The organism is Cryobacterium sp. AP23, from assembly GCF_054075385.1.
The window spans coordinates 1,754,273-1,780,110 of record NZ_CM133415.1; the positions used below are offsets into that span (position 1 = coordinate 1,754,273).

The 25,838-nt window shown below is 70.1% G+C and carries 27 protein-coding genes, 1 tRNA gene and 1 riboswitch; of the genes, 9 read left to right on the plus strand and 19 right to left on the minus strand.

Going from position 1 to position 25,838, the window contains the following annotated elements; genetic code table 11:
- Positions 1-194 precede the first annotated feature (194 nt).
- Positions 195-824, minus strand: a complete 630-nt coding sequence (locus ACU5E9_RS08350) for a DNA-directed RNA polymerase subunit beta (protein WP_456813153.1) — start codon at positions 822-824, stop codon at positions 195-197.
- 93 nt (positions 825-917) lie between these two features.
- On the opposite strand from ACU5E9_RS08350, the gene ACU5E9_RS08355 reads away from it, so the two are divergent.
- Positions 918-990, plus strand: a tRNA-Lys gene (locus ACU5E9_RS08355).
- A 227-nt stretch (positions 991-1,217) separates the two neighbouring features.
- The gene (locus ACU5E9_RS08360) at positions 1,218-1,637 is read left to right on the plus strand and encodes a hypothetical protein (protein WP_456813154.1); all 420 of its coding nucleotides are present in this window, start codon (positions 1,218-1,220) and stop codon (positions 1,635-1,637) included.
- A 124-nt stretch (positions 1,638-1,761) separates the two neighbouring features.
- Here ACU5E9_RS08360 and fdhD read toward each other — a convergent pair whose 3' ends face one another.
- Positions 1,762-2,610, minus strand: a complete 849-nt coding sequence (gene fdhD / locus ACU5E9_RS08365; protein ID WP_456813155.1) for a formate dehydrogenase accessory sulfurtransferase FdhD — start codon at positions 2,608-2,610, stop codon at positions 1,762-1,764.
- 195 nt (positions 2,611-2,805) lie between these two features.
- Between fdhD and ACU5E9_RS08370 the strand changes: the two genes are divergently transcribed.
- Both ACU5E9_RS08370 and ACU5E9_RS08375 read left to right on the plus strand, forming a co-directional pair.
- Positions 2,806-3,630 (plus strand): HesA/MoeB/ThiF family protein, encoded by an 825-nt coding sequence (locus ACU5E9_RS08370; protein WP_456813156.1) that lies wholly within the window; start codon positions 2,806-2,808, stop codon positions 3,628-3,630.
- A 4-nt stretch (positions 3,631-3,634) separates the two neighbouring features.
- Positions 3,635-3,910 carry a DUF6457 domain-containing protein gene (locus ACU5E9_RS08375; RefSeq protein ID WP_456813157.1) on the plus strand — a complete coding sequence of 92 codons (276 nt, stop codon included), beginning with the start codon at positions 3,635-3,637 and terminating at the stop codon, positions 3,908-3,910.
- Positions 3,911-4,003: 93 nt separating this feature from the next.
- Here the strand turns inward: ACU5E9_RS08375 and ACU5E9_RS08380 are convergent, their stop codons facing one another.
- Positions 4,004-4,336 carry a cupin domain-containing protein gene (locus ACU5E9_RS08380; protein ID WP_456813158.1) on the minus strand — a complete coding sequence of 111 codons (333 nt, stop codon included), beginning with the start codon at positions 4,334-4,336 and terminating at the stop codon, positions 4,004-4,006.
- 122 nt (positions 4,337-4,458) lie between these two features.
- Positions 4,459-4,911 (minus strand): MarR family winged helix-turn-helix transcriptional regulator, encoded by a 453-nt coding sequence (locus ACU5E9_RS08385; protein WP_456813159.1) that lies wholly within the window; start codon positions 4,909-4,911, stop codon positions 4,459-4,461.
- An 84-nt stretch (positions 4,912-4,995) separates the two neighbouring features.
- Between ACU5E9_RS08385 and ACU5E9_RS08390 the strand changes: the two genes are divergently transcribed.
- Positions 4,996-5,229 carry a hypothetical protein gene (locus ACU5E9_RS08390; RefSeq protein WP_456813160.1) on the plus strand — a complete coding sequence of 78 codons (234 nt, stop codon included), beginning with the start codon at positions 4,996-4,998 and terminating at the stop codon, positions 5,227-5,229.
- A 124-nt stretch (positions 5,230-5,353) separates the two neighbouring features.
- Here the strand turns inward: ACU5E9_RS08390 and ACU5E9_RS08395 are convergent, their stop codons facing one another.
- The 5 genes from ACU5E9_RS08395 to ACU5E9_RS08415 all read right to left on the minus strand — a co-directional run bounded on the left by ACU5E9_RS08395 (position 5,354) and on the right by ACU5E9_RS08415 (position 10,296).
- Positions 5,354-6,361 (minus strand): serine hydrolase domain-containing protein, encoded by a 1,008-nt coding sequence (locus ACU5E9_RS08395; protein WP_456813161.1) that lies wholly within the window; start codon positions 6,359-6,361, stop codon positions 5,354-5,356.
- A gap of 83 nt (positions 6,362-6,444) precedes the next feature.
- Positions 6,445-7,041, minus strand: a complete 597-nt coding sequence (locus ACU5E9_RS08400) for a hypothetical protein (RefSeq protein WP_456813162.1) — start codon at positions 7,039-7,041, stop codon at positions 6,445-6,447.
- 72 nt (positions 7,042-7,113) lie between these two features.
- On the minus strand, positions 7,114-8,430 hold the full coding sequence (locus tag ACU5E9_RS08405; RefSeq protein ID WP_456813163.1) for a DUF445 domain-containing protein: 1,317 nt from the start codon (positions 8,428-8,430) through the stop codon (positions 7,114-7,116).
- Positions 8,431-8,502: 72 nt separating this feature from the next.
- Complete coding sequence (locus ACU5E9_RS08410) at positions 8,503-9,453, minus strand: aldose 1-epimerase family protein (protein WP_456813164.1); 951 nt, start codon at positions 9,451-9,453, stop codon at positions 8,503-8,505.
- Positions 9,454-9,468: 15 nt separating this feature from the next.
- Positions 9,469-10,296: a DeoR/GlpR family DNA-binding transcription regulator gene (locus ACU5E9_RS08415; protein WP_456813165.1), complete on the minus strand. Its 828-nt coding sequence runs from the start codon at positions 10,294-10,296 to the stop codon at positions 9,469-9,471.
- A gap of 85 nt (positions 10,297-10,381) precedes the next feature.
- On the opposite strand from ACU5E9_RS08415, the gene galT reads away from it, so the two are divergent.
- Positions 10,382-11,566 (plus strand): galactose-1-phosphate uridylyltransferase, encoded by a 1,185-nt coding sequence (gene galT, locus ACU5E9_RS08420; RefSeq protein WP_456813166.1) that lies wholly within the window; start codon positions 10,382-10,384, stop codon positions 11,564-11,566.
- Positions 11,563-12,723, plus strand: a complete 1,161-nt coding sequence (gene galK / locus ACU5E9_RS08425) for a galactokinase (RefSeq protein ID WP_456813167.1) — start codon at positions 11,563-11,565, stop codon at positions 12,721-12,723. The genes galT and galK overlap by 4 nt, the downstream gene beginning before the upstream one ends.
- 80 nt (positions 12,724-12,803) lie before the next feature.
- Here the strand turns inward: galK and ACU5E9_RS08430 are convergent, their stop codons facing one another.
- Positions 12,804-13,286 (minus strand): YbaK/EbsC family protein, encoded by a 483-nt coding sequence (locus tag ACU5E9_RS08430; RefSeq protein WP_456813168.1) that lies wholly within the window; start codon positions 13,284-13,286, stop codon positions 12,804-12,806.
- A 129-nt stretch (positions 13,287-13,415) separates the two neighbouring features.
- Between ACU5E9_RS08430 and ACU5E9_RS08435 the strand changes: the two genes are divergently transcribed.
- Complete coding sequence (locus ACU5E9_RS08435; protein ID WP_456813169.1) at positions 13,416-13,949, plus strand: gamma carbonic anhydrase family protein; 534 nt, start codon at positions 13,416-13,418, stop codon at positions 13,947-13,949.
- Between the two features lie 17 nt (positions 13,950-13,966).
- Here ACU5E9_RS08435 and ACU5E9_RS08440 read toward each other — a convergent pair whose 3' ends face one another.
- The 8 genes from ACU5E9_RS08440 to ACU5E9_RS08475 all read right to left on the minus strand — a co-directional run bounded on the left by ACU5E9_RS08440 (position 13,967) and on the right by ACU5E9_RS08475 (position 22,795).
- Positions 13,967-14,851 (minus strand): bifunctional methylenetetrahydrofolate dehydrogenase/methenyltetrahydrofolate cyclohydrolase, encoded by an 885-nt coding sequence (locus ACU5E9_RS08440; RefSeq protein WP_456813170.1) that lies wholly within the window; start codon positions 14,849-14,851, stop codon positions 13,967-13,969.
- Between the two features lie 154 nt (positions 14,852-15,005).
- A complete protein-coding gene (gene glyA, locus ACU5E9_RS08445) occupies positions 15,006-16,304 on the minus strand; it encodes a serine hydroxymethyltransferase (RefSeq protein ID WP_456813171.1) in 1,299 nt (432 codons plus the stop codon).
- Positions 16,305-16,333: 29 nt separating this feature from the next.
- Positions 16,334-16,423, minus strand: a riboswitch (ZMP/ZTP riboswitch).
- 5 nt (positions 16,424-16,428) lie between these two features.
- Positions 16,429-16,767 (minus strand): monovalent cation/H(+) antiporter subunit G, encoded by a 339-nt coding sequence (gene mnhG, locus ACU5E9_RS08450; RefSeq protein ID WP_456813172.1) that lies wholly within the window; start codon positions 16,765-16,767, stop codon positions 16,429-16,431.
- On the minus strand, positions 16,764-17,036 hold the full coding sequence (locus ACU5E9_RS08455; protein WP_456813173.1) for a monovalent cation/H+ antiporter complex subunit F: 273 nt from the start codon (positions 17,034-17,036) through the stop codon (positions 16,764-16,766). Before ACU5E9_RS08455 ends, mnhG begins: the two co-directional genes overlap by 4 nt.
- Positions 17,033-17,647: a Na+/H+ antiporter subunit E gene (locus tag ACU5E9_RS08460; RefSeq protein ID WP_456813174.1), complete on the minus strand. Its 615-nt coding sequence runs from the start codon at positions 17,645-17,647 to the stop codon at positions 17,033-17,035. Before ACU5E9_RS08460 ends, ACU5E9_RS08455 begins: the two co-directional genes overlap by 4 nt.
- The gene (locus ACU5E9_RS08465; RefSeq protein WP_456813175.1) at positions 17,644-19,203 is read right to left on the minus strand and encodes a Na+/H+ antiporter subunit D; all 1,560 of its coding nucleotides are present in this window, start codon (positions 19,201-19,203) and stop codon (positions 17,644-17,646) included. Before ACU5E9_RS08465 ends, ACU5E9_RS08460 begins: the two co-directional genes overlap by 4 nt.
- A complete protein-coding gene (locus tag ACU5E9_RS08470; protein WP_456813176.1) occupies positions 19,203-19,727 on the minus strand; it encodes a sodium:proton antiporter in 525 nt (174 codons plus the stop codon). Before ACU5E9_RS08470 ends, ACU5E9_RS08465 begins: the two co-directional genes overlap by 1 nt.
- Positions 19,724-22,795, minus strand: coding sequence for a Na+/H+ antiporter subunit A (locus tag ACU5E9_RS08475; protein ID WP_456813177.1), 3,072 nt, complete (start codon positions 22,793-22,795; stop codon positions 19,724-19,726). The genes ACU5E9_RS08470 and ACU5E9_RS08475 overlap by 4 nt, the downstream gene beginning before the upstream one ends.
- Before the next feature lie 244 nt (positions 22,796-23,039).
- Between ACU5E9_RS08475 and ACU5E9_RS08480 the strand changes: the two genes are divergently transcribed.
- Positions 23,040-24,473, plus strand: coding sequence for an amino acid permease (locus ACU5E9_RS08480; RefSeq protein ID WP_456813514.1), 1,434 nt, complete (start codon positions 23,040-23,042; stop codon positions 24,471-24,473).
- A 73-nt stretch (positions 24,474-24,546) separates the two neighbouring features.
- On the opposite strand, the gene ACU5E9_RS08485 is transcribed toward ACU5E9_RS08480, so the two are convergent.
- Positions 24,547-25,812: an MFS transporter gene (locus ACU5E9_RS08485; protein ID WP_456813178.1), complete on the minus strand. Its 1,266-nt coding sequence runs from the start codon at positions 25,810-25,812 to the stop codon at positions 24,547-24,549.
- Positions 25,813-25,838 lie beyond the last annotated feature (26 nt).

A 25,838-nucleotide genomic window follows, 5' to 3' on the forward strand; every position in this document is an offset into this window, starting at 1 on the left:
GAGCGAAGAAAAGTTATGGCCCTGTGCCCGCCGGCCGCCGGGCAGAGTGAAGGCCGGACCGCAGAACGCCTCTCGGCGCGAGGCCGTTCTAGACGGCGAATATTGGAGCCCGGGGTTACTGCGGTCCGGCCAGCATCCAGTGTAAACGACAAACCAGGGATGTTCATTCCCCTGGTTTGTTTTGGCCCTCCGGGCTATTCAAGCGAGTCGCTGCGCCACAACCGGGCGCAGGCGGCGAACTCCTGTGCCGTGGTGGAGAACCGCAGCGCGCGGGTGGTGAGTTCGCTGGAGCGGCCGGGTTCCGTGCTGTCGAAATCGTCGGCGACGCTCGCGCATCCGGCCCCGATCACCCGGCAGAACGCCGCCGCCCGGTCCAGCGCGACGGCGAAGTCGCCGGTGAACAGGCCGCGCAGGATCTCGTCGGCCAGCAGGATGATCTCGGCCGGGCCGGTCGGCACGGCCGCTCCCGCCACGATCGGGTCGATGCTGACGGCCACGTCGATGCCGCGCTGGTACAGGAACGCCGTACCGTCGGCATCCTGCCGGATCAACAGCCGCACCAGGTAGATCCGCCAGAGGGCGCCGGGCAGGCTGCGCGGCGTGGCCCGCGACCACAGTTCGGCCACAGCATCGATCCCGTGCTCGTCGGTGTACGCCACCAGGCGTTCGACCACGCCGGGGTCTGGGTCGTCGCGCACCCGGTTGATCAGGGCCTGCGCGGTCTCGTGGGCCACCCGGCTGATTTGCGCCGGGTCCTCGCCGCCCATCATGGACTCGAATTTGGCGCCCGAGAACTGGGTGGGCTTGTGAAAATCGTCGGCCATCGCTCTCCTCCTGGCTTTCTCGTCTGGGTGTTGCGGCTGCTTCCACGCTAGTCAGAAAAACCGTCCGGCAATCCACGCTAAGTTATTAACCGCGGGCCTCTAGCTCAGTTGGTAGAGCAAAGGACTTTTAATCCTTGGGTCGTCGGTTCGAGCCCGACGGGGCCCACTTCACGGTTGTGCGCTCGGTCGCCCGCCTTCGCGGGACGATTCGGGGCCGGCCCTCCCTCCTGTGCGGCACCTGAGACTGGGCACGCGCACGGAATGTCCTGCGAGTATTCAGTGTTTCTGATCGTGTTGACCCTCGTTCTGATGTGCTGAACTTCGGCCTCAGGCGCAACATCCGCGCTTCGGCGGCGGGTGGCGCACCCAACGAGCGTCACGGGAGGAGCCCCAGTGCGAAAGAACATCGACGTGGAAGTCGAATCCGGCGTCATCGAGAAGTATCGCCGGCACCCCAATGGCAACGGATGGGTGTCCGGCAAGTCCAGCGTGCAACCCAGCGCCTTCATCTCCGAGTCCGCCTACATCGAGTCCGGTGCGGAGATCGGCCGGGACGCCTGGGTCGGGCCGGGCAGCTGGATCGACCATGACGTCATCATCGGCGACAAGGTCTTCATCGGCCAGAACGTGCACATCGGCGAGGGCAGCCTCGTCGCCGGCGGCGCGCGCCTGGGCAGCCACGCCCGGATCGGCCGCAACGTGCGCATCGCCGCCGGCGTGCGGCTGGAACGCGACACCCAGGTTCCCGACGGCACCAACGTGGGCAATACGCTCGGCCGGGGCGCCCGCCGGGCGCACGGACTCGCCGCCTGAGTACAGGTTTGGGCCGGTCAGCTCACCCCAACTGGTCCCCGTGCGGACAATTGCACCCGGCACACCGGGTGCAATTGTCCGTTTCGGGAACAGTTGCGGCCTCGACAGAGCGGGACAGGCCCGGCTAGACCGTGGCGAGCGCGCTCTGCGTGATGCGTTCCTCGCCGGCGTAGATCACCATCGAGTCGCCGCGGAGGAAGCCGACCAGGGTCATGCCGACCTCGGCCGCGAACTCGGCCGCGAGCGAGGACGGCGCCGACACCACGGCGAGCACCGGGATGCCGGCCATCAGCGCCTTCTGCGCCAGCTCGAAACTGGCCCGGCTGGACACCATCAGCACGGTGCCGCGCAGAGGCAGCAGGTTCTCCTTCACCGCCCAGCCGATCACCTTGTCGACCGCGTTGTGCCGTCCCACGTCCTCGCGGAGCACCAGCATCTCGCCGGTGGCGGGGTCGAACAGGGCGGCGGCGTGCAGGCCGCCGGTCTTCTCGAAGACCGCCTGTGCCGCACGCAACGTGTCAGGGAAGCTCGAGAGCATCTCGGCGTCGACGCGCACCGCATCCGCCCGCACCTCCCAGGTGGACTTGGTGCGCACCGCGTCGATGCTCTCCTTGCCGCACAGGCCGCACGAGCTGGTGGTGAGGAGGTTCCGTTCCTGGCTCTGGGCCGGCGGTGTGACGCCGGGGGCCAGGTGCAGGTCGAGCACGTTGTAGGTGTTGACGCCCTCGGCCGTGGCGCCGGCGCAATAGCGGGCGGTGGCGAGGTGCTCCCCCGCGCTGATGATGCCCTCGGAGACGAGGAAGCCCGCGGCGAGGTCGACGTCGTGGCCGGGCGTGCGCATGGTGACGGCCAGTGACCGGCCGTTCACCCGCATCTCGAGCGGCTCCTCGGCCGCAAGCACGTCTTCGCGGCGGATGGGCGCCTGGCCCACCGTCAGCCGGGTGATCTTGCGCCTGGCCGTGACTCTGCTCATGGGTGCCCTCCTGGGAATGCGTCCGGCGCGGCCCCCACAGGAGCCCACTGGAACCTCCTTCGAGCCTAATCCTCTGACCGGCCTGATGGGAGGGACGTGGGCGCTGCTCGTCGTTGCGGACGTGTGGCCGCTTCACACGCTGCCCATCGGGGTGCCGTGGGCGTGCCGCAGGCGATTGCCGCGTACCGTGGTGTCATGGCACTTCCCCCTCTCGTCGAGCCCAGCGGCCCGCTCAGCCCCACCGAAACCGCACGCCTGCTGCAGGTGCGCAGCCTGCCGCAACTGCGGCTGCCCCCGATCGACGACCTGGGCCACCGCCGCCTCGCCGCCGCCCGGGTGCTCGTGCTCGGCGCCGGCGGGCTCAGCGCACCGGCGCTCCGCTCGCTGGCCGCCGCCGGTGTGGGCACGATCGGGCTCTGCGACGTGGGTGAGCTGGATGTCGACGCCCTGGTTCTCGCGACGACCACCGTTCTCACCCTCTCGCCCGACACTGCAGTGGTGGCGCACGACGAGGCGCTCACCGCCGAGACGGCCGCGCGCATCCTCGGCGGTTACGACCTGGTGCTCGACGGCAGCGATGTTTCCCCGCAGCCGTTCCTCGTCGGCGACACTTGCGCCACCCTCGGGCTGCCGCTGGTGTGGGGCTCGGTGGCGCGCGGGAACGCGGAACTGTCGGTGTTCTGGTCCAGTCCGCCAAGGCGGAGCGGCCAGCGTTCCACCCGGCTGCGCGACTTCTTCGGCGCCGACCCCGCCGCCCTTCTGGGTGTGCCCGCCGACCCGGGCGTACTCGGTGCGCTGCGCGGGCAGGCCGGTGCGCTTTTGGCCGCCGAGGCCATCCGCGTTATCACCGGCACCGGGGAACCGTTGATCGGCCGGGTGCTGACCATCGACGCCGACACCGGACAGTTCGACGCCGCTCCCCTGCCCGTGCTCCAGCCTGTGCCGGCCGGCGGCCCCATCCCCGCCGAGGACGTCGCGGCCGAGCCCGCCACCTCCACCGATTCGCCCACCGAGGAGTGACCCCATGAGCACGAACGTTCCGCTTCCGCCCGAAGCCCTCGACGACTGGGTGGCCGCCCTCGCCGCGCACCTCGGCCTCGACGCCGAGGTGATCCCCACCGGTCTGCTGCTCGACGTGGCCCGCGACGTGGCCCACAACGTGGCCCGGCCGGCCGCCCCGCTCAGCCTATTCCTGGTCGGACTGGCCGCCGCGCGGGCGGGCGGCAGCGCCGACGACATCGCCGCGGCGAGCGCCGCCGCCACCGAGCTCGCCCTGGGCTGGCCGGCCGCACCTCAGTAGTTCGCCCGTCGCATCCGCCGAGTTGCCCCCGTGCGGACGAGTTGCCCCGGCGGAACGGGGCAACTCGACCGCAGCGGGGCAACTCGATGGTCTCTACGGCAGCTTGGCGACCGTGAGCAGGATGGCGGCGTCCTCCTCGGCCTCGAGGCTGTGCCGGGCCCTGGGCATGATCAGCAGGTCGCCGGTGCGGGCCTGCCAGGAGTCCTCCCCCACCATCAGCCGCACCCGCCCGCTCAGCACATAGACGGTGGCGTCGCCGGGGCTCTCGTGCTCCGCCATCACCGTGCCCGCCGCCATACCGATCACGGTCTGGCGCAGCACCTTCTCGTGGCCGCCGAAGACGGTGTCGGCGGCCCGTCCGCTGGTGCCGGAGGTGGCCGCAGCGAGCTGCTGGCGGGCGAGGGCCTCGATCGAGATCTTCTTCATGGCGCCAGCGTACTCACCCGTCCGCGACCCCGTGCCGCGACCTGCCCCCGTGCGGACGAGTTGCCCCGGTGGAGCGGGGCAACTCGTCCGCAACAGGGCAACTCGGCGGCCTGGCGGTGCGGCTAGCGCGCCGGTTCTCCGGCGGCCTCGGTCGCACGGATGACGGCGTTGAGCGTGTCCCGCAGCTCGACGAGGCTCGCCGGGGACATGTCCAGGGTGCGGGCCACCCGCTCGGGGATCGTCTCGGCGATCCGGCGCAGCTGAAGGCCGGCGTCGGTGAGCGTCACCTGCAGGGCGCGTTCGTCGGTGGTCGACTTCTCCCGGCGCAGGTAGCCCGTCGCCTCGAGCCGCTTCACCAGCGGCGAGAGGGTCGCCGGCTCCAGCCGCAGCGCGTCGGCCAGGCTGCGCAGGGTGCGCGGGTTCTCCTCCCACAGCGCCAACATCACCAGGTACTGCGGATGCGTGAGGCCGAGCGGCTCCAGGATGGGCCGGTAGAGCGCCACGGTGGCCCGCGCGGCAACGGTGATGGCGAAGCAGACCTGGTTCTCCAGCGCGAGCACGTTCGGTTCGGTCATCACCACTCCTCAGAAAACGCGGGCCCGAGCCCCGGTATTTAGTACCCTAACCAATAAACGCATTTAGTTAGTACACTAACTAGTATGACGGCGAAGAAACGCAAACCAACCCTGAAAGAGGCCGGCTTCGGCGGCTGGCTGAACTCACGGCTGCTGCCGTTCATCGGCCCGCCGCCGCTGGGCCCGTACGACGACGAGGTGCCCGTGGCCGAGCGTCCGGTGGCGCGCTGCCCGCTCTGCGGAGCGCCGATGACCGACCACGACATCGACCGCAGTGGCGAGCGCACCCAGCTGCGCTGCCCCCTGCCCACACCATAACTCCTGCAATTCCGCCGCCGGCCGATCCGGCCCCGCGGAATTCCGGTCATCCGCTCGCCCGGCCCCGAAAATTGCAGGAGTTATGCTCCCACGGCGCACCGTGGGGAGGACCTGGGATCGTGGGTCAGAACTGGGCGTCGAGCTCCACCACGAGGTCCCAGGCGCCCTCTTCGGCGTTGCTGAGCACGACCACGTCGAGGCCGCTCTTGGGGTAGTGCCGCAGGATGCCGCTGGCACCGGCGTTGACGCCGTCCTTGTAATACGAGCGCACCTTCCCGTTGTCGTCGAAGTCGAACTCGAGACCGAAGCCGTACTTGATGTCGTCGTCGTAGTCCACCTGCGGGGTGAAGAACTCCTCGGTGTACTCCTTGGAGAGCAGCTTCCCGCCGCGGACGGCGTTGAGGAAGTTCATCAGGTCGCCGGCCGTGGTTTGCGCGCCGCTGTCGGGCGAGCCGATCGCCGGGGAGCTGTAGATGTTGGAGATCCAGCTGCCGTCCTCACGCCGGTCCCAGCCCTCGGCGACGCGCTCGACGGCATCCCGGCGGTCGAAGAAGCCGGAGTCGGTCATGCCGGAGCGGGCGAAGACCTCGTCGCGCACGTAGTCGCGGTAGGAGAGGCCGGATGCCCGCTCCACGGCGAGGCCGGCGAGGATGTAGCCGACGTTGCAGTCCTCGACCTGCACCCCGGGCGGGGCCAGGCGCGGCTTGTCGGCGAACAGCGGCAGGAAGTCGATCGTCTCGATCAGCGAGTAGTTCGGCGTCGCGGCCCAGTACTCGTCGTAGTCCTCGCCGGCCTCCTCGTCCACGTCGTCGGCGATGCCGCTGGTGTGGGTGAGCAGGTGCAGCAGGGTGACATCGGTGCCGATCGCGCTGCCGCCCAGGTCGACGTAGTCGTGGATCGAGGCCTCAAGGTCGAGCCGGCCGGCATCCACCTGCTGCAGCACGGCGACGCTGGTGAACAGCTTGGTGATCGACGCCGTGTCGAAGCGGGTGTCCAGGGTGTTCGGCACCTGCCAGCGCGGGGTGGCGAATCCCCTGGCCGCCTCGAAGATCGTGCGGTCGCCGTCGCGCACCAGCACCACTCCGGAGAAATCGCTGTCATCAAGGAACGTCTGTATTGCCTGGGTATCCACCCTTCGAGCGTAGCGAACGGCGGCCGCCCCGCGGTGCCGGATGTGCCGGTGCCGGTCGCCGCCACCGCCCCGCCGAGTGCGGCTCAGCGGGTGTGGCGGGTCTTCTTCGCCAGCGCGGCGAGGTCAATCTTGCCCACGGCCCGCATCCGCTCGGCGCGCGCCGCCGCGTAGCCGGGCTGGCGCGGGTCGATTCGCTGGGCCAGCAGCCGGGTGGCGAGCGCCTCGTTGATCTCCTCCAGGGCATCCGCGCGGGCCTTCTCCACCAGCTCGGCGACCCGGTCGTCGTCGTCGGCGAGGTCGCGCAGGCGCTCGGCGACGTGATCGTGCAGCGTGCGCCGGCGGCCGAGGCGGATGACGTCGCGGCGTTTGTTCTCGATCTCCCGGCCCTTGCCGGACCGGGTGGTGCGGAACAGGTACGAGCCGAGCCGTTCGACCCGGGTGGAGTCCTCGTCGTTCTGCCGGGCCACCTCGCGCAGTTCCTGCCGGGCGAGCGCCGCGTAGTCGGCGGCGTCGTAGTCGGTGTGCTCCCGCAGGGCGCCGACGATGATGCGGTTCTTCAGCGCCATCCGCACGGCGGCCATGGCGATGAGCATGCCCTCGTCCACGATCCGCCCGGTTGAGGGCGCGACGGCGGGGGTGACGGTGCCGTCATCGGAGTCGTGCGAACCATCTGTGCCCACCCCTTAAGTATGGCTCATCTGGGGGTCAGCCAGAGTGGGTCGGCCAGTGCCGGCACCGGTCGGCCGGCCCGGTCAGAGGGCCAGCAGCGCCGCGGCTCCCTGCGCGACGGCGAAGATCAGCAACCCGGCGAGCGCACCGACCACCGTGCCGTTGATGCGGATGAACTGGAGATCCTTGCCCACCTGCAGCTCGATCTTCTCGGTCGTCTCGGCCGGATCCCAGCGTTCCACGGTCTCGGTGATCACGCCGGCGATTTCGTGCCGGTACTTCTGCAGCATGTAGCCCGCCGCATCCGCCAGCCAACGGTCGATACGCGCGCCGAGGGACGCGTCGCCGGCGAGGCGCCCGCCGACGTCCAGCACCGTCGAGGTGATGCCGCGGCGCAGGGCGCTCTGCGGATCGGCGAGGGCCACCAGCAGGGTCTCCTTGAGCGACTCCCAGGCGTCGCCGGCGAATTCGCGCAGCTTGGCGTTGTCGACCAGCTCGAGCTTGAGCGCTTCGACGCGGGCGATCATGGTTGTGTCGTGCTGCAGGTCGGCCATCAGCTCGGCCAGGTAGTGGTCGATCGCTTCCCGCAGCGGATGCTCGGGGGTGCCCTGCACGGTCGACACGAACGCGAGCACCTCGCGGTAGGCCTTGTCGTCGACCATCTCGCCGACGAAGCCGGGCAACCAGCGGGGCAGCCGGGTGGACACGGACTGGCCGAACGCCTCCGGGTGGGTCTCCAGCCAGGAGTGCGCCTTGTCCAGCAGCAGGTCGACGGCGGCGTGGTGCCGGCCGGACTCGACCAGGTGCCCGCCCAGCCGGCCGAGGCTCGGTCCCCACTCCGGTTCGAGCAGGTGCTCCCGCGCGACGCCCTCGAGCAGGTCCTTGATGTCGTCGTCACTGAGCAGGTCGAGGAGCCCGGAGCCGGCGTGCGCGAGCTCGTCGGTGAGCCGCTCGGCGTTGCTGGGCTGCACCAGCCAGGCGCCGACCCGGCTGGAGATGCCGATGGATTCCAGCTTGCCGCGCACGACAGCGTCGGAGAGGAAGTTGGACTCCACAAACTCGCCCAGGCTCGCGCCGATCTCGTCCTTGCGGTTGGCGATGATGTTGGTGTGCGGGATGCGCAGCCCGAGCGGGTAGCGGAACAGCGCTGTGACGGCGAACCAGTCGGCGATCGCGCCGACCATGCCGCCCTCGGCGGCGGCGCGCACGTACTCCAGCCAGGGGTAGCGGTCCTCGAGCGCGAAGGACACGGCGAAGATCACGGCCATCGCGAGGAGCAGGCCGAGGGCGAGCCGTTTCATGCCGACGAGCGCGATCCGGCGGGCCTCGTCGGTGGGGCTGAGCGGCGCCCGCGGGGTGGGCACGGTGGGGGCGGGGCGGGTCAGGGAGGGTGATGCCATGGGTCTGGTCGTTCCTTGTCAATCCGCAGGGCGCTGCAACTGCGGCGCTCCCGCCACCCTAGGCCGGGTCGCTCAGTCGGCGAAACCCGCCGGGGTGATTCCCCAGCGAACCGTCCACTCGTCACCGGCAGCCAGCCAGCGGAGGCCCTGGCCGGAATTGAAGGCATCCGCCGGCGCCGTCATCGGCTCGATCGCGACGGCCTGGCCGAGCTGCACGGTGGCGCCCGTGCGCACCGGGAAGATGCGCGGGGTGAAGGCCTGCACGTAGGCCATGTTCTCGTCACCCCACAGGGTCACCCGGCGCCCGTCCGGCGCGGTCAGGGAGTGCTCGCCGCGACCGTCTTCGACGATGACGCCGCCGAACCCGTCGTCGAGGTCGAGGTCGCCCACCCGCGCGCCGGCGCGGAGGTCGAAGCGGGTGCCGTCCACCGGGGTCACACCGACGGGGTTGAGCCGGTGGTCGACGTCGATGTGGCTGGTGGCGGCCAGCCGGAGCACGAGGTCCTCGGTGGGGACGTCACCGATCTTGAGGTAGGGGTGGGTGCCGATGGCGACCGGGGCCGGCTCGCCGCCGACGTTCCGGATGGTGTGGGTGACGGCCAGTCCGTCGGGCGTGAGCGCATAGGTGACCGTGGTGTCGAGCTGGTACGGGTAGCCGGCCTGCGGGTAGACCGTGGCCGCCAGGGTGACCGACGCGGCGCTCTGGGCGACCAGACGGTAGGCGGTCACCGCGAGCAGGCCGTGGATCGCGTTCATGAGGACCGGCTCGGTGATGGCGAGCAGGTGCCGCACCTCGTGCTGGGTCCAGATGCCGTCACGGATGCGGTTGGGCCAGGGCACCAGCACGATGCCGGCGCCCAGCGGCGGCACCCGGTCGGCGGCGAACCCCTCCACCAGGTCTATGCCGTTCAGCGCATATTCGCGCAGGCCCGCGGCGACCTCGGTGATGGTCGCTGTGGCCGGGCCCTGCGGCGTCTGCAGGCTGAGCGCGTACTGGGTTCCGGTGGCGGCGGGCTGCGGCATGGGTAGTCTTTCCGGTCAGGTGGGTTGGAGCACGGCCAGGCCGGCATCACGGAGGGGCGCGAGCGCGGCCGGGTCGGCGGCCGCATCCGTCACCAGGGTGTCGAAGGCGGCGAGCGGGCCGATCCGGCCGAGGTGCACGTGCCCCAGTTTGGCACCGTCGGCCACCACGATCGCACGCGCCGCGGCGGCCAGCATGAGGGTTTTCACGCCGGCCTCCGGCAGGTTGATGTTGGTGACGCCGCCGTCGGCGTCGACACCGTTGCAGCCGATGAAGGCGAGGTCGGCGTGCACCTGGCTGAGCACGGTGGCCGCGAGCGGGTCGACGAGCGAGTGCTGCAGCGGCCGGAGCGAACCGCCGGTGACGATCACGGTGAAGCGCGGGATGGCGGGTTCGAGGGCGAGGGCGATGCTCAGGCCGTTGGTGATGACCACGACGTCGGTGAGATCGGTGCGGGCCACGAGCGCCCGGGCGATGGCGAGGGTGGTGGTGCCCACATCGAGGATCACGCTCTGGCCGCTGGTGACGAGGGACGCGGCGAGGTCGCCGATCTCCTGCTTGGGGATCACCGAGGAGGCGAGGGCCTCCTCGAAGGAGAACTCCCGGTCGGGCCGGCCGACGGCGGCGGGCCCGGCGGGCACCGCACCGCCGTGGATGCGGGTGAGGGAGCCGGCGCTCTCGAGCTGGTCGAGGTCGGCGCGGGCGGTGACGCCGGAGACGCCGAAGGTGTCGCTGAGTTCGCTGACCCGCACGAAGCCGCGCTCGTCGACGAGTCGCTGGATCTGTTCCCGGCGCTGGTGCGCGGGCAGCGCGTCCCGGTCGGTCGGATGTTCCGCAGAGGCCATGGCCCAATCTTCACTTAGTTTGTGTCGCTTTTCAATACGCAAGTACTGGTTTCGCATTCGTAAATCGACTAGCGTTGGTCGCACCATGACTCCCAGCACCCCAGACTTCGTCGCCGACGCCGGAATCACCCGCAAGGCGCACATCCTGGCCGACGGCCGCGACCTCATCTACTTCGACGACCCGGACACCACCCTGGCGCCCGACCGGGCCCCCGACCTGCGCGATCTCGCGCCGCGGCCGGCCACGGCCCGGATGCGCCAGGACCCGCTCAGCGGCGAATGGGTCTCCATCGCCGCCGCCCGGCAGAACCGGGTGTTCCTGCCTCCGGCGCACCTCGACCCGCTCGCGCCGTCCACCCCGGAGAACCCGTCCGAGGTGCCCAGCAACTACGACGTGGCCGTGTTCGAGAACAAGTCCCCCTCGTTCGGGCCGCTGCTCGAGGACGCCGACGCGCCTGCCGGACTCGACGACCTCCGCACGATCGGGCTGGGGCGCATCCGCACCTCGGTCGGCCGCTGCGAGGTCGTCTGCTTCAGCCCCGCCACCGAGGGCTCGTTCGGCAGCCTGTCGGTCACCCGCGCCCGCACCGTGATCGAGGCCTGGGCCGAGCGCACCCACGCGCTGTCGCAGATGCCCGGCATCGAGCAGGTCTTCCCGTTCGAGAACCGCGGCGAGGCCATCGGGGTCACCCTGCACCACCCGCACGGGCAGATCTATTCCTACCCCTACGTCACCCCGCGCACGCAGCGGCTGATCGACTCGATCGAGAGCTACGGCCCCACCCTGTTCGCCGACATCCTGGCCAGCGAACAGGCCGGCGAGCGCATCATCCTGCAGGGCGAGCACTGGACAGCATTCGTGCCGTTCGCCGCCCGCTGGCCCGTCGAGGTGCACATGCTGCCGCACCGCCACGTGGCCGACTTCGCCGGCACCACCCTGGCCGAACGCGACGAGCTCGCGGTACTGTACCGCCGGCTGCTGCGTGGCATCGACCAGCTGTACTCCACCGAGACTCCGTACATCGCCGCCTGGCACCAGGCGCCGGTGAACGTGCACCGGGACGACATCCGCCTGATGCTGCAGCTGACCAGCCCGCGCCGGGCCGAGGACAAGCTCAAGTACCTGGCCGGCTCCGAGGCCGCCATGGGCGCCTGGATCGGCGACGTCACGCCCGAGCAGGCGGCCGCGAACATCCGCGCCGCGGTGGAGCGTTCCGACGCCGCCGACGCCGCAGCAACCGACAGCACCACCGGAAAGGCCCACTCGTGAGCGACACCACCCAGACCATCCTGAGCGGCTTCCGGGACCGGTTCGACCACGACGCCGACGGACTCTGGTTCGGCCCGGGCCGGGTCAACCTGATCGGTGAGCACACCGACTACAACGACGGTTTCGTGTTCCCGTTCGCGATCAACCGCCGTGCCGTGGTGGCACTGTCGGTGCGCGACGACCGGATGCTGCGGGTCGCCAGCTCCTTCACCGACGAGATCGTGCAGATCTCGCTCGACGAGCTCTCCCCCGAGACCGTGTCGGGCTGGTCCGCGTATCCGCTCGGCGTCGCCTGGGCGCTCGGCGAACACGGCGCCGACCTCTCGGCCGTGACCGGGTTCGACGCGTTCATCGACTCCGACGTGCCGATCGGCGCGGGCTTGTCCTCCTCGGCCGCGATCGAGTGCGCCACCGCCGTGGCGCTCAACGAGGTCTGGAACCTCGGCTTCGAGAAGCAGGTGCTCGTGCGGGTGGGGCAGCTGGCCGAGAACCGGGTCGTTGGCGCGCCCACCGGCATCCTCGACCAGTCGGCGTCGCTGCTCGGCCAGACCGACGCCGCGGTGTTCCTGGACTGCCGCAGCTTCGAGTCCGAGGTCATCCCGCTCGGTTTCGACGACGCCGGCCTCGAGCTGCTCGTGATCGACACCAAGGTGAGCCACGCGCACGCCACCGGCGGCTACGCCGACCGGCGTGCCTCCTGCGAGAAGGGTGCCGCGCTGATGGGCGTCGGGTCCCTCCGCGACCTCACCGTGGACGACCTGCCGCGCGCCGCATCCGCCCTCGACGAGGAGACGTTCCGCCGGGTGCGGCACATCCTCACCGAGAACCAGCGGGTGCTCGACACCGTGCGGGTGCTGCGCGAAGAGGGCCCGTCTGCGATCGGCTCGCTTCTCGACGCCTCGCACACCTCGATGCGCGACGACTTCGAGATCTCGGTCGCCGAGCTCGACCTCGCGGTGGAGACGGCCCGTGCGGCCGGCGCCCTCGGCGCCCGCATGACCGGCGGCGGCTTCGGCGGCTCGGCGATCGCGCTCACCCCGCACGCGCTCATCCCCGCCGTGCAGCAGGCCGTGGCGGATGCCTTCGCCACCGCCGGCTACACCGCCCCCGACATGTTCGTGGTGCGCGCCGCCGCCGGGGCCGCCCGCCTCTCCTAGACCCGCCGCTCGGTGAGTTACGGACTTTCGGCCTTCGTTTCGAAAAGGAAGGCCGAAAGTCCGTAACTCAACACCCGGGGTCAGGCGGGCGGAACCACCGGGGTGGCTGTGCCGCCGGTGAGGCGCAGCAGCTCGGCGAACGTGGTGGGGAAGACCGTGTGCGCATGCCCCGCCGCGGCCCAGACCGCAGGGTAGCTGGCGAGGTCCTCGTCGACCAGCGTGCGAATCGGCGACGGATGCCCGACGGGCGCGACCCCGCCGATCACCTGCCCGGTGGCCTCCTTCACCAGGTCCTTCGAGGCCCGCCCGATGGTGCCGCCGAGTTGTTCCCCCAGCCAGGCCGTGTCCACCCGGTGCGCCCCGGACGTGAGGACCAGCAGCGGCTCACCGTCGAGGGTGAAAACCAGCGAGTTCGCGATCGCACCGACCTCGATGCCCAGCGCCGCTGCAGCGGCGACCGCGGTGGTGGTGGCATCGTCGAACCAGCGGATATCCGGGTCGAGCCCCTGGGCATTGAGCGCGAGGCGCACTCGGTCGACGGCGGGATGCGCTGTGTTCACCATCCCTGAATCCTAGAGCCCGCGAACCGTGAGCCGGGCACCTGAAATTCGGGATTTTCGGGGTTTAGATCACGGCTCGCGAGAGGTGGTCGTAAGGGTGGCGACGGATGGATGCGCAACTAGGGTGGTCCCATGACCGCCGACAACGCCGCCCGCCTCATCAGCCTGCCCGACCGACCGGGGCCGCAGGTGGCCGAGAGCGCGTTCGTGGCTGCCGGAGCCGTGCTGGTGGGCAACGTGAGCCTCGCCGAGCACGCGAGCGTCTGGTACAACGCGGTGCTCCGCGCCGAGGCGGAACCGATCCGGATCGGCGCCGGCTCGAACCTGCAGGACAACGTTTCCTGCCACGTCGACGGCGGCTTCCCGATGATCGTGGGCCGTGACGTGTCGGTGGGCCACGGCGCGGTATTGCACGGCTGCACCGTGGAGGACGGTGCCCTGATCGGTATGGCCGCCACGGTGCTCAACGGCGCCGTGATCGGTGCCGGCTCCCTCGTTGCCGCCGGCGCCGTGGTGCTCGAGGGCACCATCGTGCCGCCGGGGTCCCTCGTGGCCGGCGTACCGGGCAAGGTACGCCGCGAGCTCACTCCGGAGGAGATCGACGGCATCCGCCACAACGCCGAGAACTACCTCGGCCACGCGGCCCTGCACCGCCTGGCCATCTGACCCGGCGGGCGGCGGGACTAGGGCTTGAGGAGGCGCTCGGAGGCCTTGACGACGTTGGCCAGGAGCATGGCACGGGTCATCGGGCCCACGCCGCGCGGGTTCGGCGAGAGGTAGCCGGCCACCTCGGCGACGTCGGGGTGCACGTCTCCGGTGAGCATGCCCTTGCCCGTCTCCGGGTTCTCGACCCGGGTGATGCCCACGTCGAGCACGGCGGCGCCGGGCTTGATCCAGTCGGCCTGCACCAGGTGCGGCTGGCCGACGGCGGCCACGACGATGTCGGCGCGGCGCACCTCGGCGGCCAGGTCGACGGTGCGCGAGTGGGTGAGGGTGACGGTGGCGTCCAGGCCCTTGCGGGTGAAGAGCAGCCCCAGCGGGCGGCCCACGGTGAGGCCGCGGCCGATGACGACCACGTTCTTGCCCGCGATCGGCACCTCGTAGCGGCGCAGCAGCTCGACGATTCCGGCCGGGGTGCAGGGCAGCGGCGAGCTGAGTTCACCCTCGATGCCGAGCACCAGGCGACCGAGGTTGGTGGGGTGCAGGCCGTCGGCGTCCTTGGCCGGGTCCATCAGCTCGAGCATGGCGTTCTCGTTGTGGCCCACCGGCAGCGGCAGCTGGATGATGTAGCCGGTGACCTCGCGGGCGGCGTTGAGGTCGGTGATCGCGGCGCGCACATCCGCGCTCGTGGCCGAACCGGGCAGGTCGATGCGGATGGACTCGATGCCCACCTCGGCGCAGTCGCGGTGCTTGCCGGCCACGTAGGAGCGCGACCCAGGGTCGTCGCCGACGAGCAGGGTGCCGAGCCCGGGCACGATGCCCTGCGCGGCCAGCGCGCGCACGCGTTCGGTGAGTTCGTGCTTGACCTGGGTCGCGGTGGCGACGCCGTCGAGGGTGAGTGCGGTCATGCGAAATCCGATCTGTTGGTGATGCTGCGCGCCTGCCCCAGCCTGGGGCTACGCGCCGATGTCGCGATCGCCGCGGCACGATGCGCGCGGTGATGCCCGGTGCGGTGACGGATGCGCGCACGCGAGGGCTCAGCATCCGTCACCGCAAAGGGGCCTACTGGGAGAGGCCGGGGTACAGCGGGAACGCGTCGGTGAGGCCCTTCACCCGGGCGCGCAGGCCCTGGATGTCGGCGCCGGGCTTGAGCGCCTCGGCGATGACGTCGGACACCACGGTGAACTCGGCGTCGCCGAAACCACGGGTGGCCAGGGCGGGCGTGCCGATGCGGAGGCCCGAGGTGACCATCGGCGGGCGCGGGTCGAACGGCACCGAGTTGCGGTTGACGGTGATGCCCACCTCGTGCAGCGCGTCCTCGGCCTGCTGGCCGTTGATCTCGGAATTGCGGAGGTCGGCGAGCACGAGGTGCACGTCGGTGCCGCCGGTGAGCACGTCGATGCCCGCGGCGCGCGAGTCGTCGGCGGTGAGCCGGTCGGCGAGGATGCGGGCACCGCGGAGGGTGCGCTCCTGGCGCTCCTTGAACTCCGGCAGCGCCGCGAGCTTGAACGCGGTGGCCTTGGCGGCGATCACGTGCATCAGCGGGCCGCCCTGCTGGCCGGGGAACACGTTGGAGTTGAGCTTCTTCGCCAGCGCGGTGTCGCGGGAGAGGATGAAGCCCGAGCGGGGGCCGGCGAGGGTCTTGTGCACGGTGCTGGAGACGACGTCGGCGTAGGGCACCGGTGACGGGTGCAGGCCCGCGGCGACGAGGCCGGCGAAGTGGGCCATGTCCACCCAGAGCTTGGCGCCGACCTCGTCGGCGATGGCGCGGAACGCGGCGAAGTCGAGCTGGCGCGGGTATGCCGACCAGCCGGCGATGATGACCTGCGGCTTGTGCTCGAGGGCCTTGTCGCGCACCACGTCCATGTCGACGCGGAAGGTCTCCGGGTCGACGCCGTAGGCGACCGGGTTGTAGAGCTTGCCGGAGAAGTTGAGCTTCATACCGTGGGTGAGGTGGCCGCCGTGCGCCAGCTCGAGGCCCAGGATAGTGTCGCCGGGGGTGGCGATGGCCGAGAGCACGGCCGCGTTGGCGGTGGCGCCGGAGTGCGGCTGCACGTTCGCGTACTCGGCGCCGAACAGGCTCTTGGCGCGATCGATGGCGAGCTGCTCGGCCACGTCGACGTATTCGCAGCCGCCGTAGTAGCGGCGGCCCGGGTAGCCCTCGGCGTACTTGTTGGTGAGCACGGAACCCTGCGACTGCAGGATGGCGCGGGGCACGAAGTTCTCGCTGGCGATCATTTCGAGGTAGTCGCGCTGGCGACCGAGCTCGAGCTCGAGGATCGCGGCGATCTCGGGGTCGACGACCTCGAGGGAATCGTTGAAGCTGGACGCTACAGAATTAGTCAACACAGTGTCGGACACGGGGAACTCCTTGAGACTCTCGATGGATGTGTCGTGGCCCAGGCGTGCGGTCACTAACCGTGTCAGTCGCTCCCCGATGGTGACCCATCTTTCGTGCTACGCCAGTCGCGACCCGGCAATACTATCAGCCGCGCGCGTCCCGCAGCTCGTCGAGGATCAACAGATCCGGCCGGAGGTGGTCGGTGACGTAGGCGGCGCGGGCCACCAGGTGCGCCGCCATCGGCGCGGTCAGCGCCTGGAAGAGCACGATCGCGAGCACGAGCGTGACGGTGCCGATGCTGAAGTTCGTCACCGCGATGTCCAGGGTGACCGCCATCAGCCCGAGGATCTGCGGCTTGGTGGCGGAGTGCAGCCGGGTCAGCACGTCGGGGAAGCGGAGCAGGCCGACGCCGGCGGCCAGGCACATCAGCGCGGCGAGCAGCACCAGCACGGCGGTGACCACGTCACTCCACACGGCGCTCATGCGCGGTCCCGTCCGGGCAGGAACCGGGCGACGCTGAGCGACCCGAGCACCGCGAACAGGGCCAGCACCAGCAACACCGGCAGGTTGTCGGTGTGCCGGTTGAACGCCATCTCGGCACCGAGGGCGCAGATGATGGTGGACACGAGCACGTCCGAGGCGATCACCCGGTCGAGCACGGAGGGCCCACGGATGATGCGGTAGACGGCCGCCAGGGCTCCGGCACCGAACATGATTCCCGCGACGACGGCGACGATGTCCATGGGGGTCATTGCTGGGCTCCGTTCGTGACTTCCGGCGGCTCGCCTGGCGTGGTTCCCAGCCGCTCCTCTTCGTTCTGCACCCGGCAGACCCGTTCGACGTCCTCCCGGGAGCCGAACGCCATCACGATGCGCCGCTCGGTGGCGAGCACGGATGCGCGGAAGGCGTCGGTCTCGGCAGCGTTGCGCATGTTGATCACGTGCAGGTACAGGGTGGAGTCGACCCGTTCGATGTCCACCACGATGGAACCGGGCACGATCGACGTGGCCACGGCCGTCCAGGTGAGGATGAGGTCACTCCGGGTGCGCAGGTGCACCGCGATGATGGCGTTGCTCGGGGTGTACCCGGGCCCGAGGGCCAGCCAGGCCACGGTGCCGGAGGCCCGCACGATGTCCCAGAGCAGCTTCCCGGCCAGCCACGCGGTGCGCCAGAGGTTGACCCGACCGCTGAGCTGCACCGCCGGCAGGTAGAACACCACCGACACGATCGCGGCGAAGACCGCCCCCGTGATCAGGTTCAGCCAGGAGAACTTGCCCCACAGCAGCGCCCAGAGCAGCACCAGGCCGAGGAAGAGCGGCAGCTGGTTGACGACCCCGCCGAGCCGGTCCTTCACGGCGTTCACGGGGTGCCGCCCGGGAACACGGCGTCGATGTACGTCGACGGCTGCTCGATGTTCGCCGCCGCGCGGGCGGCCAGGTCGAAGGCGGGGCCGGCGAACACGGTCAGGCTCACGGTGAGGACCAGCATGGTGGCGGTGGCCGCGGTCATCAGCGGGGAGGTGGTCTTGGTCAGGACCGTGCCCTCGTCATGCGGGTCGTCCTGCAGGGCGTTGAGCATGGCCGAGTCGTAGTTCTCCACGTCACGCCGCGGCCGCCAGAACGCCATGTTCCAGGCCCGGGCGAGCGCGTAAAGGGTGAGCAGCGACGTCGCCGCTCCCCCGGCCAGCAGCACGTAGCTCAACGCGCCGCCGACCTGCACGCCCGCGTCGAACAGGGCGACCTTGCCGAGGAACCCGGAGAACGGCGGGATGCCGCCGAGGTTGAGCGCGCCGATGAAGAACAGGACGGCGACCAGCGGCGCCGCCTTGAGCATCCCGCCGAGCCGGGCCAGTGACGTGGTGCCGCCGATCCGCTCGATCAGCCCGGCGCAGAGGAACAGGGTGGTCTGGATCATGATGTGGTGCACCACGTAGAAGATGGTGGCCGCGATCGCCGCCTCGGTGCCCAGCGCGATGCCGAAGATCATGTACCCGATGTGGCTGACCAGAGTGAAGGAGAGCAACCGTTTGATGTCGGCCTGGGCGAGCGCACCGAGGATGCCGATCACCATGGTGAGCAGCGCCACGATCATCAGCGGTACCTGCAGCCGGTTGTCGGGGAAGAGCAGCGTCTGGGTGCGCAGGATCGCGTAGACGCCGACCTTGGTGAGCAGGCCGGCGAACACGGCCGTGACCGGGGCGGGCGCGGTCGGGTAGGAATCCGGCAGCCAGAACGACAGCGGGAACACCGCCGCCTTGACGCTGAACGCGATGAGCAGCATCAGCCCGAGGATCAGTTGCACGTCGCCGGGCAGCTGCGGGATGCGCTCGGCCAGCAGGGCCAGCGTGACCGTCCCGGTGGCACCGTAGATCAGGGCGATCGCGGAGAGGAACAGGATCGACGAGACCAGGCTGACGACGATGTAGGTGACGCCGGCCCGGATGCGCGCGCCCGTGCCGCCGAGGGTGAGCAGCACGTAGCTGGCCGAGAGCAGCATCTCGAAGCCGACATACATGTTGAACAGGTCACCGGCGATGAACGCGTTGAACAGCCCGGCGGCCAGCACCAGGTAGGTGGGGTGGAAGATCGACACCGGGGTCTCCCGGTCGCCCTCGACGATGCCCTGCCCGACGGCGAAGAGGAGCACGCCGAGCAGCATCAGCGCCGACACGATGAGCATGATCGCCGAGAGCCGGTCGACGACGAGCACGATGCCCCACGGCGCCTGCCAGTCACCCACGTGCACCACGGCGGGGCCGTGCTGGTCGACGAGCACCAGCAGGATGGCGCTGATCACGACGATCGCGGTGAGCGAGAGCACGCTCACCATCACCTGGTAGCGCGAGCGGCGGCCGAGAGCCAGGGCGAGGGCGGCGCCGAGCAGCGGGATCGCGACGACGAGGGGCACAAGGACGTTCATCAGCTGCCGCCCTCCCGGTCGGTGGTCGCGGGGTCGCGTTCGTCGGAGCGGTCGGTGGCGTCCGTTGCGGAGCTGTCGTCGTCGCTGCCGTCTTCGCTGGCGTCGAGGGACGCCTGCACGGCGGCCTCGTCGTCGGTGGAGGACCGGAAGGTGATCTCGGAGTCTTCGCTGGTCTCCGCGGCGTGCTCGTCGGTGAGGGTGTCGCCCTCGTCGCCGAGCTGCGCCAGCCACCAGGACCGGTAGATCAGCGCGAGCAGCAGCGCGGTGATGCCGAAGTTGATCACGATGGCGGTGAGCATCAGCACCTGCGGCACCGGGTCGACCATGGTGTCGTCCAGCGCCGTGCCGGTGACGATCGGCGAGCTGCCGGGGCGGCCGCTCATGATGAAGATCAGCAGGTTGGTGGCGTTGCCCACCAGCAGGAACCCGATCAGCACCCGGGTGAGGCTGCGTTCGAGCATGATGTAGATGCCCGCGGCGTACATCACGGCCATCACGACGACCAGGGTCAGGGAGGCGCTCATCGGTGTCCCTCCGCCGGGCTGGGCTCGGTATCGTCGGCCGTGGGCTGGGTGATCGGGGCGGTCTCGGGGCCCTCGCCCGCTGCGGGTGCCTCGGCGGCCACCCAGTCAGACGAGGCATCGAAGCCGATGGCGTCGCCCGCGTCGCTGGACTCGTCGCCGAGCGGCGGCACGGTGGGGTGCTCGGGGTCGTCGTCGCCGGGTTCGTCGAGTTCGCTCTGCCGGTCGATCTCGCTGCCGAGGCTGCGGAGGATGTCGAGGGTCAGGCCGATCACCACGAGGTACACGCCGATGTCGAAGATGCTCGAGGTGCCGAAGGAGAGGTGGCCGAGCAGGGGCACGTCCGCTTCGAAGTAGGCCGACTCGAGCGGGATGCCGGTGACGAACAGCGACGCCACGGCCGTGCCGACGGCGAGCACGACGCCGAGCCCGAGGATCTTGCCCGGGTCGATGGGCGCGGCCTCACCGAGCTCGTACCGGCCGCCGGCCAGGTAGCGCGCCACCAGGGCCAGGCCGGCCAGCAGGCCCCCGGCGAACCCGCCGCCGGGCAGGTTGTGGCCGGCGAAGAGCAGGTAGATCGACACGACGATGGCGGGGTGGAAGAGCAGCCGCACCAGCACCTCGATGATGATCGACCGGTTCTCGGCCGACTGGGTGCGCCCGCCGAGCAGCCAGGACTGGCGGCTGACGGCGTGCCCGGCGGAGCTGGCGTGCGGGTCCGCGACGACGCGGCGGCGGTTCTTCGGCGCGCGGCGCTTCCGGGATTCCCGCAGCCGCGGCATCTCCGCGGCACGGCCGGAGACGAACAGCAGGCTGGCGACACCGGTGGCGACGACGATGAGCACCGAGATCTCCCCCATGGTGTCCCAGGCGCGGATGTCGACGAGCATGACGTTGACGATGTTCTTGCCGTGGCCCTCTTCCACGGCCAGCCGGGGAAGTTCGACGGCGATGCTCTGCGCCTGGCGGGCGCCGAGGGAGATCACCGCGATGGTGCCCATCACCAGGCCGACCAGGCCGCCGATGATCGCCCGGCGACGGCGCTGCATCGGCCGGTTGTGCTGGGCGATGCGGCTGGGCAGCCGGCGCAGCACGAGCACGAACACGACGAGGGTGATCGACTCGACGAGGGCCTGGGTGAGCGCGAGGTCGGGGGCGCCGTGGAAGGCGAACAGGGCGACCAGGCCGTAGCCGGTGACGCCGGCCAGCAGCACCGCGGTCATCCGCTGACCCACCCGGGCGGCCATGACCGCGGCGATGATCATGATCAGGCCGATGATCACCTGGGCCGGGTAGTCCCAGGCCACGATCGCGTCGGGCCAGGTGCGGTTGACGAAGGAGGCCGCGCCGAGGGCGAGCACGAACACCACGAGGATGGTGGCCAGGTACTGCGGCAACCCGCCCTTCTGGGCCAGGTGGGTGGTGCGCGCGGCGACCCGGTCGATGAACCGCACGGTGTGGCCGTAGCCGTGGCCGGCGTCGACCCAGGCGGGCACGGCGGCCTGCCAGCGGGCCACCCGCTTGCGCTGGGCGAAGATGGCCAGGCCCAGCAGCACGACGATGGTGCTCAGCAGCAGCGCCGGCTCCAGCCCGTGCCAGAGCGCCAGGTGGTAGTCCCCGCCGCCGGGGACGGTGTCGGCGTAGGCGGCCAGGACCGGGTCGAGCAGGAACACCAGCGGGCCGAGCAGCACGGTGGCGATGGTGAGGATGCCGGGGGCCAGGTTGAAGTCCCAGCGGGCGTGGTGCAGGGCGGTGTCGCTGATCGCGGGCCGGGTGCCGAAGGCGCCCCAGAGGAACTTGGCGCTGTAGGCGACGGTGAGCACCGACCCGACCGCGGTTCCGGCCAGGGCGATCCAGCCCCAGCCGTCGCCGGCCAGCCCGGCCTCGAGGAACGCCGTGAACACGGCTTCCTTGGCGACGAAGCCAAGCAGCGGCGGCAGGCCCGCCATCGACGCGACCGCGATGAGGGCGATGATCGCGAGCACCGGTTCGCGGCGGCCGATCCCGGAGAGCTTGCGCCAGTCGCGGGTGCCGGCGCGGTGGTCGATGATGCCCACCACGAGGAACAGGGTGGCCTTGTAGAGCGCATGGGCGAGGAGCAGCGCCGCCCCGGCGAGGGCCGCGTCGCGGGTGCCGAAGCCGACGACGACCATGAGGAAGCCGAGCTGGCTGACGGTGCCGTAGGCGAGCATCAGCTTGATGTCGTGCTGGCGGAGCGACCGCCATGCCCCGACGAGCATGGTCCACACGCCGATGGTCACCAGCACCGGCAGCCAGCCCGGTGAGTCGGCGTAGCCGGGCGCGAAGCGGGCGGTGAGGTAGATGCCGGCCTTCACCATCGCGGCGGCGTGCAGGTAGGCGCTGACCGGGGTGGGCGCGGCCATCGCGGCGGGCAGCCAGAAGTGGAAGGGGATCAATGCGGACTTGGACAGCGCGCCGACCAGGATCAGCAGCACCGCCCAGACGGCGACGGGGCTGTCGCCGGGGTCGGCCACGATGGCCGCCAGCGAGGTGGAGCCGGAATCGACGGAGATCATGATCACGCCGACGAGCATCACCAGGCCGCCGAAGGTGGTCACCAGAAGCGCCTGCAGGGCGGCACCGCGGCTCTCCCGTTTGGTGGTGTAGTGCCCGATCAACAGGTAGGAGAGCACGCTGGTGATCTCCCAGAACATGAACATCACCAGGATGTCGTCTGCGGTGACGAGGCCGTACATCGTGCCGGCGAAGGCGAGCAGCAGCGCGGCGAACCGGCCGAGGCTGGGCTCGTCCTCGTCGAAGTAGCGGGCGCAGTAGATCAGCACCAGGGCGCCGACGCCGGTGACGACGAGCGCCAGCAACCAGGCGAGGGCATCCACCCGGAAACTCAGGCTGATGCCCAGCTGCGGGATCCATGGCAGGCTCTCGGTGGCGGCGCCGCCGGCCAGTACGGTGCCGGTCTGGGTGAGGGTGTACCCGAACGCGATGGCGGGCAGTACGGCCACCACATAGAAAACACGCAACCCGATCAGTCGGGTGAGCGTGGGGGTGAGAACGGAAACGAGCAGGAAGATCAGGAGGATTGTCGCCATGCGGCCTCCCGGCTCCCTGGAATCAGAGTGTCGTCTCTACGGTCAGAGTGTCAGGGTCCAGTCTACAGGAGGGGTCTTTAGTCCCTGACCGCGTGCGGGGCGTCGACTAGTGTTGCCGCAACCACCAGAACGGATGCTCCACGTGACAACCAGCACCACCGGGCCGGACCGGCCGGAGAACACCCCCGCCCAGGCGGGGGCTGCAACGCACCGCGGCACGCACGAGGAAACCCCCTTCGAGCACATCGACGACGCCCTGAGCGTGCACGAGGACCAGGGGCTGCACAAGGGCCTCAAGGCCAGGCACGTGCAGATGATCGCGATCGGCGGCGCCATCGGCACCGGGCTGTTCCTGGGCGCGGGCGGCCGGCTCGCCAGCGCCGGCCCCGCCCTGGTGTTCGTCTATGCCATCTGCGGTTTCTTCGCGTTCCTTATCCTGCGGGCGCTCGGCGAGCTGGTGCTGCACCGGCCCACCTCCGGCTCCTTCGTCTCCTACGCCCGCGAGTTCTTCGGCGAGAAGACCGCGTTCGTCACCGGCTGGTTGTACTGGCTGAACTGGGTGATGACCGCGATCGTGGACGTCACCGCGGTGGCGTTGTACATGAACTTCTTCGGCAAGTACTGGGCGCCGTTCGGTGATGTGCCGCAGTGGCTGTTCGCGCTGATCGCCCTCGCCGTGGTGCTCAGCCTCAACCTGCTCTCGGTCAAGGTGTTCGGCGAGCTGGAGTTCTGGTTCGCGCTGATCAAGGTCGTCGCCATCGTGGCGTTCCTCATTGTGGGCACCTGGATGGTCATCTTCGGCACCCCGGTCGATGGCGCCACCGTGGGCTTCTCCCTCATCGCCGACAACGGCGGCTGGCTGCCCAACGGTGTGATCGCGTCGGTGCTCGTGGTGCAGGGCGTGGTCTTCGCCTACGCTTCGATCGAACTGATCGGCACCGCCGCCGGTGAGACCGAGCACCCGGAGAAGGTGATGCCCAAGGCGATCAACACCGTCATCGTGCGCATCGCGGTCTTCTACGTCGGCTCGATCCTGCTGCTGTCCCTGTTGTTGCCGTACACGGCATATGAGGCCGGGGTGAGCCCGTTCGTCACCTTCTTCGGCTCGATCGGTGTCGAAGGCGTCGACGTGATCATGAACCTCGTCGTCCTCACCGCGGCGCTGTCGTCGCTGAACGCCGGCCTGTATTCCACCGGGCGCATCCTGCGGTCCATGTCGCTGGCCGGGTCGGCACCGAAGTTCGCCGACAAGGTGAGCCGCAACGGGGTGCCGTTCGGCGGCATCCTGCTCACCGGCGTGGTCACCCTGCTCGGTGTGGCCCTGAACGCGGTCGTGCCGGACGAGGCGTTCGAGATCGTGCTGAACATGGCAGCGATCGGCATCATCAGCGCCTGGGGCATGATCGTGCTCTGCCAGCTGCGGCTGCAGGCCTGGGCGAAGGCGGGCATCCTCACCCGGCCGGCGTTCCGGATGCCGGGGGCGCCGTACACCGGCTACCTCACCCTGGTCTTCCTCGCCGCGGTGCTCGTGCTGATGGCCTTCGACTGGCCGGTCGGCACGCTCACGATCAGCTCGCTCGTGGTGATCATCCCGGCGCTGATCCTGGGCTGGTTCGTCTGCCGAGGCCGGATCCTCGAGATCGCCGCCGCCCGTCCCCCGCTGCCCACCAAGCGCTAACTGTTCCCCGTGCGGACAAATGCACCCGGTGTGCCGGGTGCATTTGTCCGTTTCGGGACCAGTTAGGCGCGGGTCAGGCTCGGCGGCGGCGGATGACGAGGTCGCTGGCGAGCACGAGGGCCAGCGCCACCACGATGATGCCCACGTAGACGAAGGGCACCGTGCCCAGGCCCACCGAGTCCAGCAGGAACGCGCCCACGAACGCGCCAAGGCCGATGCCGATGTTGAACGCCGTGGTGTAGACGGCGCTGGCGGTGTCGCGGATGCGCACCGACGCGGTGTGCAGCAACCGGGTCTGCAGCAGCGGCGGGAATGTGCCGAACGCCAGCCCCCAGATGAGGAAGGCGCCGATCGCGACGGGCAGGGTCTGGGTGAACAGGGCCAGCACGGTCACACTGACCACGGTCACCGACATGCCCAGGACCAGGCCGAGCTGCGGGCGCTTGCTGAAGACGACACCGCTGATGAACAGGCCGACGGCGCCGGCGATGCCATAGGCGAAGAGCAACGGCGCGACGGCGTCGCTGCCCACCCCGAGGGTGTCGCTGAGGAACGGCGCGATGTAGGTGTAGAAGGTGTAGTGGCCGATCATGGTGAGCGCCGTGATCACGCAGACCAGTGCGACCGGACCGATTGTGGGGTCGCGGGGCAGCTTGGCCGTCGTGATGGTCCCGGTCGCGGTGGTGACGGTTTCGGTGCGGGCGGCCGTGTAGTGCTCGACCTTGGGCAGGAACCGCCAGATCACCACGGCGCCGACGAGCATCAGCCCGGCCAGCACGATGAACGACATCCGCCAACCCAGCAGGTGGCCGGCGAAGGTGCCCAGCGGCACCCCGAAGACGAACGCCAGCGTGCCGCCGGCGATCGTGATCGACACGGCGCGGGCGATCTGGTCCTTGGGCACCAGGTGGGCGGAGTAGGCGCCGACGACGCCCCAGAACAGGCCGTGGGCCAGCCCGCCGATCACCCGGGAGATCACCACGAAGGTGTAGTCGGGGGCGAAGGCGGTGAGCACGTTGCTCAGCGCGAAGACGACGAGCACCATCACGATGAGGCCGTGCCGGGGCATCCGTTTGGTCAGCAGAGCCAGCGGGGTGCTGGTGATCACGACGGTGAAGGCGAACCAGGACACCAGCAGGCCGACGTCGGCCTGGCTGACGCCGAGGGAGTCGCTCATCTCCGGCAGCAGGCCGGTGGGCAGCATCTCGGAGGTGACCGAGAGGAACACGGCGGCGGAGAGGGCGATCAGGCCGATCCAGGGGAACGGTCCGGTGGGGGCGGTGCCGTTCGGCCGGGGCAGGCCGGTCGAGGGCAGCGAGATGGGCGCGGTAAATGACATGGGTGCTGTGGCTCACAGACGGGATC